General features: G+C 58.6%; 16 protein-coding genes. 8 read left to right on the top strand and 8 right to left on the bottom strand.

Annotation, left to right across the window (positions count from 1 at the left end; all coding sequences use genetic code 11):
• Positions 1-95 precede the first annotated feature (95 nt).
• Complete coding sequence (locus RX329_RS13330; protein ID WP_085350600.1) at positions 96-629, top strand: GNAT family N-acetyltransferase; 534 nt, start codon at positions 96-98, stop codon at positions 627-629.
• Positions 630-834: 205 nt separating this feature from the next.
• Here RX329_RS13330 and RX329_RS13325 read toward each other — a convergent pair whose 3' ends face one another.
• Entirely contained in the window at positions 835-1,755 is a 921-nt protein-coding gene (locus tag RX329_RS13325) for a helix-turn-helix domain-containing protein (protein ID WP_240543328.1), read from the bottom strand.
• A 583-nt stretch (positions 1,756-2,338) separates the two neighbouring features.
• On the opposite strand from RX329_RS13325, the gene RX329_RS13320 reads away from it, so the two are divergent.
• On the top strand, positions 2,339-2,662 hold the full coding sequence (locus tag RX329_RS13320; RefSeq protein WP_085350598.1) for a hypothetical protein: 324 nt from the start codon (positions 2,339-2,341) through the stop codon (positions 2,660-2,662).
• Positions 2,663-3,907: 1,245 nt separating this feature from the next.
• On the opposite strand, the gene RX329_RS13315 is transcribed toward RX329_RS13320, so the two are convergent.
• Positions 3,908-4,498, bottom strand: coding sequence for an NYN domain-containing protein (locus RX329_RS13315; protein ID WP_085350679.1), 591 nt, complete (start codon positions 4,496-4,498; stop codon positions 3,908-3,910).
• 452 nt (positions 4,499-4,950) lie between these two features.
• Between RX329_RS13315 and RX329_RS13310 the strand changes: the two genes are divergently transcribed.
• Together RX329_RS13310 and RX329_RS13305 are read left to right on the top strand one after the other, a co-directional pair.
• Complete coding sequence (locus RX329_RS13310; RefSeq protein WP_085350678.1) at positions 4,951-5,721, top strand: outer membrane protein; 771 nt, start codon at positions 4,951-4,953, stop codon at positions 5,719-5,721.
• A 72-nt stretch (positions 5,722-5,793) separates the two neighbouring features.
• Positions 5,794-6,126, top strand: coding sequence for a hypothetical protein (locus RX329_RS13305; protein WP_143273228.1), 333 nt, complete (start codon positions 5,794-5,796; stop codon positions 6,124-6,126).
• 659 nt (positions 6,127-6,785) lie between these two features.
• Here RX329_RS13305 and RX329_RS13300 read toward each other — a convergent pair.
• The 3 genes from RX329_RS13300 to RX329_RS13295 all read right to left on the bottom strand — a co-directional run bounded on the left by RX329_RS13300 (position 6,786) and on the right by RX329_RS13295 (position 9,272).
• On the bottom strand, positions 6,786-7,100 hold the full coding sequence (locus RX329_RS13300) for a hypothetical protein (RefSeq protein ID WP_143273226.1): 315 nt from the start codon (positions 7,098-7,100) through the stop codon (positions 6,786-6,788).
• 65 nt (positions 7,101-7,165) lie between these two features.
• Positions 7,166-8,191, bottom strand: coding sequence for a UDP-3-O-(3-hydroxymyristoyl)glucosamine N-acyltransferase (gene lpxD, locus RX329_RS41925; RefSeq protein ID WP_085350594.1), 1,026 nt, complete (start codon positions 8,189-8,191; stop codon positions 7,166-7,168).
• Positions 8,192-8,333: 142 nt separating this feature from the next.
• Positions 8,334-9,272 carry a hypothetical protein gene (locus RX329_RS13295; protein ID WP_240543330.1) on the bottom strand — a complete coding sequence of 313 codons (939 nt, stop codon included), beginning with the start codon at positions 9,270-9,272 and terminating at the stop codon, positions 8,334-8,336.
• A gap of 137 nt (positions 9,273-9,409) precedes the next feature.
• On the opposite strand from RX329_RS13295, the gene RX329_RS13290 reads away from it, so the two are divergent.
• Positions 9,410-9,676 carry a hypothetical protein gene (locus RX329_RS13290; protein WP_158091540.1) on the top strand — a complete coding sequence of 89 codons (267 nt, stop codon included), beginning with the start codon at positions 9,410-9,412 and terminating at the stop codon, positions 9,674-9,676.
• An 824-nt stretch (positions 9,677-10,500) separates the two neighbouring features.
• Here RX329_RS13290 and RX329_RS13285 read toward each other — a convergent pair.
• Positions 10,501-11,520 carry a transglycosylase SLT domain-containing protein gene (locus RX329_RS13285; RefSeq protein WP_244561594.1) on the bottom strand — a complete coding sequence of 340 codons (1,020 nt, stop codon included), beginning with the start codon at positions 11,518-11,520 and terminating at the stop codon, positions 10,501-10,503.
• A 373-nt stretch (positions 11,521-11,893) separates the two neighbouring features.
• Between RX329_RS13285 and RX329_RS13280 the strand changes: the two genes are divergently transcribed.
• Positions 11,894-13,171, top strand: a complete 1,278-nt coding sequence (locus RX329_RS13280; protein WP_240543337.1) for a L,D-transpeptidase — start codon at positions 11,894-11,896, stop codon at positions 13,169-13,171.
• A gap of 564 nt (positions 13,172-13,735) precedes the next feature.
• On the opposite strand, the gene RX329_RS13275 is transcribed toward RX329_RS13280, so the two are convergent.
• Together RX329_RS13275 and RX329_RS13270 are read right to left on the bottom strand one after the other, a co-directional pair.
• Entirely contained in the window at positions 13,736-13,930 is a 195-nt protein-coding gene (locus tag RX329_RS13275; protein WP_162496344.1) for a hypothetical protein, read from the bottom strand.
• 214 nt (positions 13,931-14,144) lie between these two features.
• Positions 14,145-14,474, bottom strand: coding sequence for a hypothetical protein (locus RX329_RS13270; protein ID WP_085350592.1), 330 nt, complete (start codon positions 14,472-14,474; stop codon positions 14,145-14,147).
• Between the two features lie 136 nt (positions 14,475-14,610).
• Between RX329_RS13270 and RX329_RS13265 the strand changes: the two genes are divergently transcribed.
• Together RX329_RS13265 and RX329_RS13260 are read left to right on the top strand one after the other, a co-directional pair.
• The gene (locus RX329_RS13265; protein ID WP_317245911.1) at positions 14,611-15,036 is read left to right on the top strand and encodes a nuclear transport factor 2 family protein; all 426 of its coding nucleotides are present in this window, start codon (positions 14,611-14,613) and stop codon (positions 15,034-15,036) included.
• A 307-nt stretch (positions 15,037-15,343) separates the two neighbouring features.
• The gene (locus tag RX329_RS13260) at positions 15,344-15,982 is read left to right on the top strand and encodes a response regulator transcription factor (RefSeq protein ID WP_085395370.1); all 639 of its coding nucleotides are present in this window, start codon (positions 15,344-15,346) and stop codon (positions 15,980-15,982) included.
• Positions 15,983-16,032: the final 50 nt, after the last annotated feature.

Raw genomic sequence — 16,032 nt, 5'->3', positions numbered from 1 at the left:
CGGGCCCTTGAGACAAATCAAACGGGCGACCAACCGCCCTGTCATAGACCAGCCTCAGGCCGACGTGCTTTCCGGCCGCCCGAGCCGAGACCTCCATGTGGGACATCGCTAAATACAGCGTGACGGAACACTTGCGGGACGGCAGCACGGCCGAACTCCGAGCGCTGCGGCCGGCCGACGAGACGGCTGTCCTCGACGCGCTGGATCAGTCCAGCACGCAGTCGTTGCAGCGCCGTTTTTTCGGCATCAAGCGTCATTTCTCCGACAAGGAGCGCGCGTTCTTCATGAATGTCGACTTCAAGAATCACGTCGCGCTGGTGTGCGAGGTCGAGAGCCCCGAGCGGACAATGATTGTCGGAGGCGGCCGCTACGTCGTGTTTGAGCCCGGACGAGCCGAGTTGGCCTTCGTCGTCATAGACGCTTGGCAGGGCCGAGGCATCGGTTCCATCTTGATGCGCCACCTTGGCGAGATCGCCTCCAATGCCGGATTGCGTGAACTCACCGCGGAGGTCCTGCCCGAGAACAGGTCGATGCTGGCGGTGCTCGGCAAGTTTGGCTTTAAGCCGGCTAAGAACCGCGACCCACAGACGATGCGTTTGGCGCTATGCCTGGGCAAAGAGGGGCCGTGATCAATGAGCTGTGCATGGTTCGGGCTCGCGCTCAAGCTCAACGCTGGTTCAGTGACCACAATGACTTTCAGCAAGATCATGCCGCGCAATGCATCCGTCGGCGTCACGGAAAGCGTGGCCTCCCGCACGAGGCGCGTGCGGTTCTCTGGCCTATCAGCGCGTTTTTGCGTTCAGCGTCACACCTCACGTAAAACGATGAATTTGTTCAGCTCGGTTGAGACCGCCTGGACCGGAACTGTCGAGGTGTCATTCCGGTCCATCGCTTGAACGCGTGTGTGAGCGAACTCAGTTCGCGATAGCCAAGCAGCCAAGAAACTTCGGACACGGGCAGCTGCTCCTCTTCGAGATAACGCTTGGCGAGCGCGGCGCGCAGTTGATCAAGAATTTCAGCGAAGGACGTCTTCTCTTCGCCAAGCTTGCGCGACAAGGTGCGGGTACTCAGTCCCAACTGCCGCGCGACTTCCTTCGCGACGCCTCTACCGTGAGGTAGCAGCGTGGTAAGCGTCTTCTCGACTTTTGAACGGAGCGTCGCGCCATGCGGCGCTTTCCGTACCAAGGCTTCATCCGCATAACGTCGCAACAAATCGTGCAGATAGCCGTCGCGGCCGACCAGCGGGAGCAGTGCCACTGGCACCGGAAAAGAGATAACATCGCGGTCCGCGCCGAACTCGACGTCCCTGCCAAAGAACATTCTAAATTCGGGGGGCATCCCGGCTCGCAGATGCCTCACCTGCAGCCGAGACGGCACCAGACGACCGTCCGTTACCTGCCTGCAGATCCGCACCAGCGTCACGATCCAAAATTCGATTTGTTGCCGGTCGCCCATTCGATCGACACCAACATATTCGAGCGCGATGGTCGCAGTATGCCCCTCCATGTTGAAGCGCAGCCGGACTCCCTCATTCATGATCCGGCTGTACCGCTCCGCGGCGCGAAGCGCATCGGCGACATTCTCAGACGACGCCAAAACGTAGTAAACAAGGCCGATTTGGCGCAAGTCAAAGCCTCGCGCGAGCCGAAAACCCAAGATATCGTCTTCCAATTCTATGGCGGCCAACTCGAGAAGCATGATCTGGGTCGACACTTCGAGCCGGACCGCGGGGTCGCTGAAGTCGTTCAGCGTCAATCCCGCTTTCGAAAGCAGCGCTGCTGGATCTTTCCCAGATTCCGCGACTCGCGCGCAGGCCAGCCGAGCAATACCACCAGTCGCGCTAGGTATCGCACTCAGGCATCCCGCCGACCGCATAGTCGCATTCCTGTCCTGGTCAAGACGTCAAAGCCCTTTATAAATACGATCACAAGAATGCCACCGCACGTCCGTGACAAACACATCTGTCTGCGCGCCGATCGAACTGAATGATTCTTCGCGGATATTGATTTGGATCAAACCGGTCGGCTGGCGCCGGGCGCGGGTCGGATCCGACCCGGCTACTATGGCTAACGCGGATCGGAGCGGCGGCTGTTGTAGGAGCTGCCGGTCAGCCATCGCGGTTTACGGGGCGCCTCCCGTCCTAAGGGCGAAATCGGATCGATTGCAGACGCCTTTCGCCACAAAGAATTTGTGACCTCAAAGAACAAAAAATTGGCGACTTCTAGCAAGCACGTGTGAGCCGATCACTGCTACCTCCGGCCGACCCCATCCCAATGCGCAGGCTATCCCGCGAGCGACGCTCGCGCTTGGTCATCGATACCAACCCAAGGACCGAATTTTGATCGACCGCAGCACGCCCGGCAGGGCGCTTACGGAACTGAAGATCGCGCAGGCTTACGTTCGGCTCTCATGCATCCCGGACAACGATCAAGGTATGTCCGTTTCAGTCGCCACGGTCGCAAACTGTGAAATCCGCATGCTGCGAGGCTCCGAACTCGATCTGCATGGTGCGCCACTCTTTTGGCTAGAGCTATTCGACCTCAATGCAAAGCTTTCGGTGGACAGCGGTTCTTGTCATAGGATTAAGGATGCGGTGTCCATATTCGAGGGCTTCGTCGAGCAGGCGCTTGCCCTGGGCCAGCCCGGTGGCGAGCCGCTGTGAAGGGTTACTGGGACCATCTGGAAGCACTGCGAAAGCAAGCAGCAGAGGCTGCGTTAATCAGCGCGCTAGCGACATCGCCGCAGAAGCGAGAACTTTTCGCAAAGATTGCGGAACATCTCAACACGCTGGCGGCTGCGGTGGAGCAAGCATTGACGGCGGGCTTCGTGTCGACGGAGGGCAAACGCACAAGGTAAGATCGGGAGCAGTCCCTCCCGTGAGTAAGTTGAGCAACACCTTTGGCTGCTGAGTTTTTGTTCCGGCGGCCACCGATCAAGGTGTTGCGAAATGACGATCTCTGCTACTGGCGGGCTTGGGCATGTGCGCGAGCCGCGCCCGAACTTGGTTACAAAAACTTACCGCGGCACTCTGTATCGTCGCGGACATGGGAGTACCCTCGCCTCCCCAGCTGCGTATACACGTTCGACCACTTTCTGGGGACGCACTGGACCAGATGCAGTGAAGCTTCCTTCTCGCTGTCATTCACTTTCATCGGCTCGCCAATCATTGACTTAGATCAATGCCAGTCCCTACCCGCAGGCAAGCTTCTTCTGGGTTCCTGCCTTTAGCTGGATCGGAATGCCGGACGCCACAACTTGCTGGGCCGCGCATCGCGAAGCCGCGATTCCATCTCCCGCCAGTCAGGATCCCTGATGATAGTCGCTAGTGTTGCTAGTTGATGTCTCGGTCGGAAAAGGCAAAATATGAAAATACTTGCGCTGTTGCTCACTTCGGCAATTTTGCTCGTATGCGCTAGCGAGAGCCACGCCGTGGTGAGAATTGCCAATGATCGCGGTGGCTTGATCCAACGTTACCTTGATCGATATGATCAGTTGAAGGACACGGGCCAGACGGTGGTCATTGATGGGCTCTGCGCCTCCGCCTGCACGATCGTGCTTTCGAAGATCCCGTCAAACAGGATCTGCGTAACCGAAAAGACAGCCCTTGCTTTCCACGCAGCTTGGGACCTTGGTCCTCGTGGACGCCATATTACAAATCAAGAAGCCACACGGACGATGTATCTGATGTACCCAGCTCCAGTTCGGAATTGGGTATCAACGCAGGGCGGGTTGTCACCTCGCATGATCTTCCTTCGGGGCCCGAAGTTGGAAAACATGTTCGCACGGTGCTATCTGGATGCTGCAATCTTTCTAAGGCTATAACTGATCCGAGGCCCGCCTGCGAAGCAACGTAAGTGGACAAGCTCCGTAACCTCAGTACCACTGAGAACCCAGCATGCCGATGTTACTAGCATTGTGCGGGGCCGTCCGATGCATGACGTTCGGAAGATCCCGGCCCCGGACGAATTGACGGTTCGCGGCCAATCTTATTTCGCAATTCCAAGAGGTCGGTGAAGACATCTGCTTGGCGCCGCAGTTCGTCTGCGATCATCGGCGGCTTGGTCGAGAGCGTCGAGACGACCGTCACGCGCACCCCGCTCCGCTGCAATGCCTGGACCAACACCCGGAAATCTCCGTGGCCCGAGAACAGAATGATCTCATCGACGTGCTGAGCCGATTCCATTGCATGCACCGCGAGCTCAATAGCCATGTTGCCCTTGATCTTGCGGCGGCCATTGGCGTCGAAGAATTCTTTGCTGGCTTTTGTGATCACGGTGAAGCCGTTGTAATCGAGCCAATCGACCAGCGGGCGGATGGACGTGTACTCCTGATCTTCGATGATCGCTGTGTAGTAGAAGGCTCGGGTCAGTGTCCCTCGGCTGCGAAGCTCGTTCAGTAGCCGCTTGTAATCGAGATCAAAATCGAGGGCCTTCGCTGTAGCGTAGAGGTTGGGACCGTCGATGAAAGCTGCAATTCTGCTAAATCGGGATATGGTCATAATGGAAAAGACCTTGCTCACAAAACCGTCGGCCGGCAGCCAGCGCTGACATGAACGTCAACGTTCCTGCTGGCGAGCGCCATAACAAGCAGCGCGAATGAGCGCTTGTTCTAGAAGGCCAATGATTTGCTTTTGGGCGCCAACCGCTCCGCAGCTGTTCGTCGCGAGGGCCACACTCAAATCGTCAGTCGAGAAAAGTACCAACTTCAAAAGGTACGCGCCCGCCGGCCTCAGTCATCCAGGCCAGGGCCGTCCATTTTTCTGCACACCTGCCTTCTCGAAAAAGTTAACGAATTCCTAAGCACGGTAGAGTGCATTCGGTTCCCTCTTAGCCATTTTGGCGGCGCAGTGTGACAGGCAGGACACGGACGACAGGGAGCGAGTCGTATAGTTCTACTGGTGCAACTTGCGACAGCGTCGGCAATCGCAGGCGCATGGGGATGGAGACTCTGATGAAGACATTTCTGCTCGGTACCGTTGCGTTGTTTGCTTTGGGGCTCGCCGCCCCTGCTTCCGCTGCCGACATGGCAGCACGTCCGTACACCAAGGCCCCGCCGCCGCTGGCGGCTCCGATCTACGACTGGACCGGGTTCTACATCGGTGCGAACGGTGGCTGGGGTCAGAGCCGCAATTGCTGGGATTTCGTCGGCGCGGCCGGCGTGGTATTCGCTGACGGCTGTCGCGAGCGCTCGGGCGGCCTTGTCGGCGGTCAGGTCGGGTATCGTTGGCAGGCCAGCCAGTGGGTGTTTGGATTGGAAGCTCAAGGTGACTGGGCCGACCTCAGCAGCCAGCGTGTCAGCCTGATCAACCCCGCGTTTTCGACCCGGACGAAAACGGACGGCATCGGGCTGTTCACCGGCCAGATCGGCTATTCCTGGAACGCGTCCTTGCTGTACGTCAAAGGCGGCGCGGCGGTGACGAGCAACCGCTTTAGCATCCTCGACACGCTCACAGGGACTGAACTCGCGGCCGCAAGCGCAACCCGCTGGGGCGGGACCGTAGGTGTGGGCTGGGAGTATGGTTTTGCACCGAACTGGTCAGCTGGCATCGAGTACGATCATCTGTTCATGGGCAACGCAAACAACTCGTTCTCGGTTGCCAACCCCATCGTTGCCGGTGCGCTGAACCGGATCAACCAAGACGTCGATATGGTCACACTGCGCGTCAATTATCGCTTCGGCGGCTTCGGCGGGTACGGTGCGCCGGTGGCGGCGAGATACTAAGCCTCGTCGGACCGTCCTTTCTCCAGTAAATTAGGCCGGCAGAGATGCCGGCCTTTTTGTGTTGGAGAGAACATGTCCGAAAGATCTCTCAAGTTGCCAAGCCGTCCCTCAAGCCGCCGCGGCGCAACCGACGCCATCAATCGCGCCCTTGAGAGGTCGGACATCACTGAAATCTGCCAGGCCATTGGCACTGCTATGAGTGATTATAACGTCTCCGACATCGCCAACGAATGCGGGATTGCAAGGCAAACCCTCTATCGCGCCTTTGCCGGTGGTCCAAAGCATCCAAATTTCACAACCGTTTTGACGGTCTTGGACGCGCTGGGCTTCCAGTTGCATGTCACGGTACGACGGACGGCTCGGGCACGGTTGGCGCTTCCTAAGGCGGTTCCGCCATCACAGTAGTGACCTCTTGTCGAAGCTTCCTTAAGTCGATCGTCCCGCAGAACGGGTTGCTGGCAGTACGAGTGCCTTCTTGAGACTCGATTTGCTCGCCTGTGTCAGCGCATCAGACCGGCGGGTGGCCGCTGACCTAATAGGCTTTACCTCCCGACCATCGAGCTTTCACGGACGAGAGCCTCACCATGATGTATGAGGGTGTTCGCGGCGCTCTCCCGTCGGACGACGCGCAGAAAGCCGCCGGAGAGAATCCTCCTTTCCAAATTCGCGAAACGTCCGATTGGCAGGCGCCTGCCGCCGATCTGGAAAAACCGAAATGCTTCGGCGCGATATGTGTCTTCGAGTCATAGATTGGTCCGAAAATCAGCGGCGACACCGCTCTAGAGTCCTGCGGCAGGGGGATTAATGGACCGCTGCCAACATTGAGACCATTGGCAATCGCTCGCGAAAGCCACACCGCTGGCGTTACCAATTGTCTGGACCTGCTCGGTTAACAGCCTCTTCAAGGAGAGACCGTTGCTAGAAGGTTACCTGATTGCCGCTGTCGCGCTGCTTTTCTTGAGCCGATGCGATCATCAAGTATCGCGACGCACATCACGCGCTCCTTCGGCGTCTGACAGTTCGTGACGCGCTCTAACTGCAACCGGTAATGCGCGCCACCGCCTTCATGTACTTGAGGTGAAGGCGGCGTCACCTCCCTCTGACGGAGGGTTGCGCGCGGTGCGTCGATCCGAGTTCAAGCAGGTCTCAAGATCGAACCTGATATGCGAGCACCATCCTGAGGCGCTCTGCTCCGCCTCTTCCTTGAAGGGGCCAAACCCGACAAAGGTCTGAACATGCCCGGCTTGGCCGTCGGCCGCCGACACAAGATTGATTCCTGAGATGTAGTAGGACGAACACTGGCCGATCTGAGATTCGGCGCATGTTGCAACGCTTATCCCGAGAGCCACAACGGTGGTTATGAGGACGGCCCTCTCCATTTTCTCCTCCGCCAAGGGGCTTGCGTTCTATTTGATGGCGACGATACTGGCTATCGGCGCGCGCCTCATTTCCTCTGGGTCGCGATCTTCTTAAGTGTGACCGTCTGTCGAAAGAAGGCTTTTATCGATTGAGCAGGGCTTCCCAGCACCTTGGCACCGGGTGCTAGATCTGAGATGACGCCCGCCTGCGCTCCGATTTCCGAACCTCGACCGATACGGAGATGCCCTGCCATAGCAGCCTGTCCCCCGACGCGGACGAAATCTTCAAGTACGGTTGAACCCGAGATCCCGACTTGTGCAACTACGACGCAACAGCGGCCGAGACTAACATTGTGACCGATTTGCACAAGGTTATCGAGGCGGGAGCCAGCGCCAATTATGGTGTCTCGCGATGATCCGCGATCAATCGTCGAATTGGCACCAACTTCAACATCATCTTCAAGAATAACTCGCCCAAGCTGGGGGATGGAGAGAAACCCGTCGCTGGTGGAGGCGAATCCGAACCCTTCCTGCCCAATCCGCGCACCCGGATATACGTAAACGCGTGCTCCCAAAACCGCGTAACTAAGGCTTACATGTGCGCCAATCCGGCAATCCCTGCCGATGGTGACGCCGCTTCCAATGACTGCGCAAGGACCGATCCGACAGCCGGGCCCTATCTCCACTCCGCTTTCGATCACAGTCAGGGGTCCAACTTCTGTCGAGGGATCAATGTGTGCGTCATCCGCCACTATGGCGGACGGGTGAACACCGGGTCGCAGCGGCGGCACAGGATAGAAAAGGGCAGCAACGCGGCCCCAAGCGGCATAGGGTTCGCTCGTTATGATGGCCGCAGTGGCTGCTGGTACTCGCGCAGCCATATCAGGGTGAACGACCACAGCCCCGGCGGACGTTTGATCCAGCGCAGAAGCGTAACGTCGGTTGTCTAGGAAGCTCACTTCAGTTGGCCCTGCCGTTTGGAGAGGGGCCACGCCTTCCAGCAATAGTTCACCTCCGTCCGCCACACCCCGCGCCGCGCTGGCAACGAGCGCGAGCGGATGCGGCCCAGTTCGCCGGAAGAACCTTGCGCTCCCTAGTACTGCTTCGGTCATCCCATCCCCACCCGCAATGCGAGTTGAACTCGCGTTTCTTCCGACGTCTGTGTCATGCCAAGCCTCAGTTGGGTCCCAGTGGCTCGGGAGACGCTGATTCAATGGACTTTCCGGCACCTATCCAGTCACTGTGACTTGCAGTCTAGAGCGGGTTCGAAGCTTGCCGTTCCTGTGCTTCGTAGTATTCGGCCGAAAACTTGACTGACCACCGGGAAAAGAACAAACGCAATTTCTGCGTGGGTCTTTCCACGCCAAGATGTTCGGTGACGTGCGCGTTTTGGAGCCATCTACCCAGCGATGCAAAACAGGCCAACCTCATCAACGCGTGAAGCACTGCGACGCCGATCGTCTCTGCCTGCCGATAACGATAGCCTAGCTTTCTAGTGACGTACTGACGCTGAATGTTGTCGTAGGCCTTGCCCATGAACCGAGCGAACACACTTTTCTTTGCCTGCGGCCACGCCGCCGGATACACCGGTAATACGAGAAGCTTGCTCTTAGCGATGACCGTAGCCACCGGATGCAAAAGCTGCATCCAGGCTGGCCAGGACGCTAATTTGGCAAACAATACCGCATGCATCGCTGTCGCAACCCCGAAAGAGATCGGAAGCCACAGTACCGCAGCCAAGATTACAAGCAATGCGGTGTTCGGGGTGAGATGGCGACATGTTCGAAATACCCACGCCATACCGCTTGCGAAGGCAAGGTGCATGGTTCGCTCGAACGCTCGATAGCTAATCTTGCGCCGGAACCGCGACCAGCGGCGGCGCATCGATATGATCCACTTTCGACGTCTCGTCTCGGAAAGAGGAAGGATGCGCAGCGCGGCACCCACGGCAGCAACGACGAAGTTGCCCAGCACCTTGGCTGCGAAGAGCGGAAGCCAAACAATCTCCATCACCAGAGGGAAGGTATAGTCGAGCAGCCGCATCAACACCGAAATGGTGAAATGCAGAATCTTGTTTGCGGCGATCGCGATTAAAACGAGTGGAACGATGATCACGTCATCGAGAGCACCGCGCAGATGGCGCTCTTCGATGCGTGCTCGGCTTTGATCATGGGTCACGCTACTACCGGTCAAGGCGTGCTTTCGCCGCCCCGTCCGCCATCCCGACGGGCTAAACTATTGCATTATTGACCAAACGCTAGCAGGTCATTCCAGTCGCACATCTGCGGACGGCTCGACGGGTTTGCCGGACGGTTGTTCGGGCCACGCAAATGCCGTTCACCCTAGTTCTGCCTGCGCCGCAGGCAGCGGCGATTTCCGTGATCATGCTGTCCGGCTGCGCGAGCATGGGAGCAATGGGTGTGGCTTGCGCCGACACCGCGAGAGACAGAGCGAACGCGCCAATTGCAATTAACCTGATCATTCTCACCTCCTCGAAGAGCGATGAATGGACCAAGCTGACGCCGCACTTGCTTGCAAGACTTGAGATGGATCAAGGGTTCTTAACTAACGCGGCTTCTTCATCCGTGTTGGGATAAGTAGTCTCGGCCCCTCAGGCGACACTTCCATATCGGTTCACGAGCATGCCTTCCCGCTGGCATTCACGCACTGGCACAAGGTGCACTAGTCAAATCCTGAATTTCTGCTTGTCTACGGTGCGCCTTGCCGATTCTTTCCAGCCCCCAAGCTTCCAGGATTGGCGAGAACGTACAGGCCCCGGCGGGGCATCCGTTTCGCCGGGGCCGCGGACGCGGAGATAGTCTGGGTCTATGGACGCAGCGGCAGATCGACAAAAGGTTTGGAGTTGGCTCGCCGGTGGGCAGAGCATGCTTCGGCGCACGAGCTTGCCAGCATGGTGAGCGGGTCGCTTGATGATCTCAGCCAGATTTTGCCACCAGACGTATCCGATCGCCGTGCATGCGTGGAGCTGTCTGCGCCTCAATTTCACCATCCGACTCAGGCTTTGGTTGTATTCGTTGCCGGCGTCTCGTCTGCGACGGTTGTCGATCCCGAACCGGCGCGCGACGAAGCGGAGCCAGAGGCCCGGAGAGAACCCCATCAAACCGGGCCTTTGCGCTGTCCATTGAGCGAAGCGCATCGCGCCTTACGTATGTCATCGCCGGTTGGTTCCGACGTCGCTTTGAGCATGCAGCGCTGCATCGTGTCCAGGATAAATCCCGTCTAAGTTGGAGCGTTGAACTGGCCGGCTTTGGGCCACAAACAGAGATCGGCACCTTATCGATCGCCTCGCTAGCACGCAGCAGGAACGACCCGAGCGCGTCGTTGACATGTAAAGTGCAACCGCGCGACCAGCGACGGTGAAGCCCCGCTCGCCCTTGGTGCGGCAACTCCTGCCAACCCCTCAACGGACATTCACTGGTACCTGCGCCCGCTCGGCGTCGGCGGTCGCGTTGCCCATGTATCTCGATTGGAAATGAGCAACCCGCTCGCGCCACATTCCGACGAACGCCTCCGACGTCAGCTTCTCCACCGATTTCCACGCCCCCTTAACGGCCGGAAGCGTATTGCCCCAGATCGCGCGCCTGCACCATTTTTCGCCCTTCTCCCTGCCTTCACTGGTGGCGCACATCGATTTCCAGGCCACGCGATTGGGTTCGCTGAGGTGCTCCGCGGCGCCTTCCCAGCCCTGCTGATGGATCAGGTAGAGATCGTTCAAGTCCGGCTTCCTGTGGGTCACCCACTCGAACAGAATCCCTTCGGTAATGATCTTGTAGGCCGCCGCAACGGCATTATCGCGGGGATTGAGAATATCTCCGGAGCCGAATTTACCGAACTCGTATTTGCTCAGCTGGAACAGCCCGATATACGACCCGGTGCGTTGCTTTGGGTCGAAACCGGACTCGACCTTGGCCACCGCCTTCATGAAAGTGAAATCCAGACCGAAAGCGTCGGACGCCCGCTTGATCTCTTCCATCGGCGTCCCGACCGGGATGTCCTTGAACGAACGCAAGACGATCGCAGCCGGCTTCTCGGCAGGCGGCAGTTCGGACCAGATGTAACAAATGAGATACCGGAAATCCTGCGGCCCCGAGTTGGAGGCACCGCCGGATGCACCGCACGTCGTCGGCGCCAGTTGGGCGACATCATGGTGGCCCAAGTCCACCGATTCCTGCACACGCGGTAAATCAGCCGACCGCGTCTGCGACGGATCGGGCAACGCGGCCACGACGATCGATTCCGATTTATCCGAGGCCGCCGTCGTGTCGGTAGCCGTCCCCGCCGCGGGTTCGGCGGCCGTCGCCACTTCGGCGCTAGCGACAGCGGCGTTCGCGGGTCCGGTGTTGCCCATTGCGATTGCCTGCGGTTCATCCGCGAGCCTCGCGGTGGCGGCGAGAGATGCTGCGCGGTCCTGGATTGTCACTGCGCGAGCGTTCTCGGTGCCGGCGGGACCGAACCCGGCTAGCCAGCCAGCGATCCACCCCGCGAGAACGACCATTCCGCAAAATGTCGGCGCCACTATCGTAAATCGCCGCGGGTTCATGATGCCGTCGCCCCCAATAGGCTCCACCGGAGCCGTGTAGAAAAGCCAAGCATGCGAAGCGGCTCATTCTTGGGATCAATGTGGGTGGCGCAATAGCGCAAACCGCCGCTCCTTGATATTTCCAAAGCATGTTGCCCGATTGCAACGCGTCGAATCGCAAGCAGTAGCGCCCCACTCCATGGCAACTCGCACTGCAATTGTGAGTACGGTCCAATTTTCGACCCACTGCGACCAGATTTGGAGGAGAGGCTTGGTGCGCTGTCAGGATGACGCATCAGGCGCCAGCTTCGCGCATCGTCTCGAACCGATGGAATCGCGCCTATGGGACCGGGCGATGTTCGTTAAGAAATTGTCAGCAATGCAGGGCGCGATAACAACCGCTGTATTCGCGATTTTCATGCTCCCTGCGGGGGTCGCACACGCTCAATTTCTGTTTGAACCCCAACACACGTTCTGGCGAAGCCAATACGCTCCGTACAAACACAAGCCCCACCACCGGCAGACAAACTCTGAAATGGCGAAGAGCCTTCGGCTCGAGCCCCTTCCGAAGGGCCCGCTCCAGATCATCATCTCGATAGCAGACCAACGGGTCTCCCTTTTTGACAACGGGGCCCTGATTGCACGCTCGCCGGTGTCCACCGGAACGGAGGGGCATCCGACGCCCCTCGGCGTGTTCAGCGTCATCAGCAAACAACGATGGCACCGTTCAAATATTTATAGCGGCGCCCCCATGCCCTACATGCAACGCATCACCTGGTCAGGTATTGCGTTGCACGCCGGTGTCGTGCCTGGGCATCCAGCGTCACACGGCTGCATCCGTTTGAAAGATAATTTTGCCGTTCGACTGTGGCATCTCACGAAGCGCGGCACGCGCGTGATCATTGCGCATGGTGATGTCCAGCCAGTCGAGATAACCAATCCGCATCTATTTCAACCGAAGGCCGCGGCTGGTTCGTCCGAATTCCAGAGTGCCACCGTCGCAACCGAGAGCATCGGTGCAGCCGCGGCAACGCAGGGATCACTGCTATCAAACGCCGAGACTCCAGAAGCCGCCAGCCTCCAGGAGCCGGGCTCAGCTCCCGCTGCAAGCGTGCCTAAAAAGATCGTTCCGATCTCCATCTTCGTCAGTCGTAAGTTGAGCAAGCTGTTCGTGCGTCAGGGCTTCACGCCGTTGTTTGATGTCCCGGTCAAGATCGAAAATCCGGAGGAGCCGCTGGGAACGCACGTGTTTACCGCACTGGAATTCCAGAACGAGAGAACCGCTATTCGCTGGAGCGTCGTGTCGATTCCAGATGAATTGCCCCCTATGTCCGGGGCTGCCACGAAAGGGCGAGAAGCGCCCGCGAAGCAAACCGTGCCGGCACCGCTTCCCGATCAGGCCGCCGCTGTCCTTAACCGCATTGAAATAGCACAGGATACGGTTGAGAGGATCTCAAAACTTCTGACGCCGGCCTCTTCATTGATTATTTCCGACCACGGATTTAGCCGTGAGACCGGAAAAGACACGGATTTCATCGTGCTAACGCATTGATGCGGCGGCGCAACTCACCAACACACGATGCCGCTGCGCAACCCGCTGGAATTGTTCGACCGCAATTCTGATGCAAATTCTTGATGTCTGCGGCCAAAGCAGCGCGAGGTCTGTTCTGGTTAATCACCTCGGTTTGCAACGACTGACGACTTCAGCTCCGCCCTCATAAACAAACGTAGATAACGCCCGCCGGCAGCCAGCCGCTATTAATGCCGAGCCGAGAAACGTTGGTCGCCAGTCGCAACCACTTCGGTCGCCAGACATGCCGAACGGAGCAACTCTCTGGTGATTGGGGACAATCCGAGGAACCTCTGGGCTGATTGGTGCGGCGTCGCCCGTTGGCCGCCCACTGCGATCCGCATTGGCGCCGCTCACTGCCCCGCCCGCCTACTTAATCGTCGCGTGCACGGTGATTACTGACGTGCCAGAAGCTTTCGGCCCCTACCCACTGCCTTGATGGCAAAGGTGTCACTTCCCTTGTACCGGGCCTTTGTCTTGTATTCGTAAGTCGCAACGTTAAGCTTCTTCAGTTTGCCGTGTGCTGGCTTCCGTGAGATTTCCGAGCTACTCGTCACGCCGCGCAGCGTGATCGGGAAAGTGCAACTTTCCCCAGACGCCACGTTGATGTCGCCCGTCGAATTCTCTCCCCAATCCGCCAGCTCCATCGATCTGGAACTCCTTCTGCATGGCCAGCAGCTTTTGACGAACTTCCTCCGCCTTCGCCTCGGTCGGAAATGCAATTACGACAAGGTCACTCATCTGTGTACTGCTCCTCTACTCAACGATTCCTAAATCTTTTCAGCGCACCGCAAAATCGCTCGATGCAGATCAATGAGGTGCTAGGCGGCCAGACCCCGCGATAGGCCACGTCGCCCACAGTACCTGCAGACCGGATGGCGCAGGGCCGCCATCGGCGGACGGTCACCAGCGCTTGCGCACAGAGGCCAAGCGCGCTATCGCGCGTTGCCACGGATTAATAGGCGCAGATATAATTCCCGTAAGCATCGTAGCAACTGCGGCGGTACGCAGCGGTCCCCAGGGCAGCCGCGCCTACCGCTGCCGCTCCTACACCGTAGCCCCGATAGCCATAGCCGCGATAGGCTCCACCACGATAGCCGTAGCGCCCGCCGCGCACTGCTACAGCGCCGCCGCCGCGCGGTCCTCGAACTGCGACCGCACCGCCGCGATAACCGCCGCCACCGCGATAGGCACCTCCGCCGCGCCGAGCCTCGGCATCATCCGGGATCAAGCAGGCGATGAGCAAAACGAAAGCGGCAAGTGCCGCGAGGATATAGCGAAGCATTGCAAGCACCTCTCTATGAATTCCCCCCGCATGCGAGAGGGTGCTGCTCCGCCAAGCCCACCGCTTGATGTAAATCAACGGAACAGTCCCGCCTTGAAGTTCCTGCTATGGTTTGTCATAGCTCCGGGAGAATGCTGTGGGTGCCTTGAGCGAACGACGTGTCCGCGAGATTTACGAGCAGTTCGCCCATCGTCGCTTGAATGATCTTGAGCACGCAATTGACGAGAACATTGATTTCCTGAGCCATGCCCCGGCTGATATTTTCCCATATCTCGGAAGACGGCGCGGGCAGGCTGAAGTTCTGCGAGCATTCACAGAAGTGCATGAGGAACTGGAAGTCCTTTCGTTTTGGCCTCTAACTACGGTCGTCAATGAAGACCGCGCGGCCCTGTCGGTTATTGTCAAGGTGAAGGATCGCACCACGGAGCGGTCCGCGCACTACCGTGCTGCACACTTCCTCCGGTTTCGGGACGACCGCATCATCGAGTGTTGCGCTATCATCGACTCTCTCGACGCAGCGCGCCAGTTGGCTGGACAAGAGACCGCCGTTCAAGACTCTTAGCCGCTTTCAGCTTGATACCTTCAAGAACGACCAATTGTCTCCGGCCGCGTCGCTGCATTGAGGCCTAACCGCCTCGACGTTTTCGCCGACGGGCAGGCGTAGGACTGCGGCATCGGCCCGCTCCATCACCCGGTCATCCTCACCACGGCGGCAGGCGACGGGACGGCCGGGCAGCGCGGCAGCGGAGGTGGCACAAATTGCATAGTCGCCTCTAGAACGGACAGATCAGCCATGCCCCGAAAGAGCGCTAAACGATACTTACGGACCTTGAATTGCGCGGTACTCTCTTTGCAACGAAAGGGGATCGGTGCCGGGGCTCGTGCATATTGTTGACGACGATCCGTCCTTTTTGACAGCGATGGAGCGTCATTTGAAGCACGCCGGTTACGATGTAGCCGTCTATGCGTCAGCACAGGCGTTGCTGGACCGATTGCCGGGCGGTAGCGTTCCGAGTTGTATCCTTCTTGACGTGCAAATCCCCGACTTGGATGGCCCTGCGCTACAAACGCGATTGCGCGAACTCGGCTCGACATTGCCGATCATATTTCTCTCCGGCTATCGCAACATTCCTCTCACGGTAAAGACCATAAAGGCCGGTGCGGAGGACTTCCTGACCAAGCCCGTAAGCTCAGAAGACCTTCTTCGCGCCATTGCTGGAGCGCTTGCTCATCATCAATCATCACAAGACCTACAGAACATGCTGAGCATGGCTCGTGCCCGCCTCTCTAAGTTGACGCCTCGCGAGCGACAAGTCTTTGACCTCATCGTGCGGGGCAGACTTAACAAGCAGATCGCTCACGCGCTGGGAACGACTGAGCGCACGATAAAAGCTCACCGTCACGGAGTGATGGAGAAATTGCAGGTGCGGTCGTTAGCCGAGCTGGTATCTCTTGCCGAGCGGATCGGGCTCCTAGGCGGCGCATCCGACTCTCAAGCGACGTTCTGAGCGCCAGGCCGCTCCATTGATCTACGTCAACATCGCTGAACTTTAGGCTC

The sequence above is a fragment of the Bradyrhizobium sp. BWC-3-1 genome, from assembly GCF_032917965.1.
GTDB classification, from domain to species: Bacteria; Pseudomonadota; Alphaproteobacteria; order Rhizobiales; family Xanthobacteraceae; genus Bradyrhizobium; species Bradyrhizobium canariense_D.
Note: the sequence above shows the minus strand (reverse complement) of the source record. Positions and strands in the feature narration are given on the sequence as shown.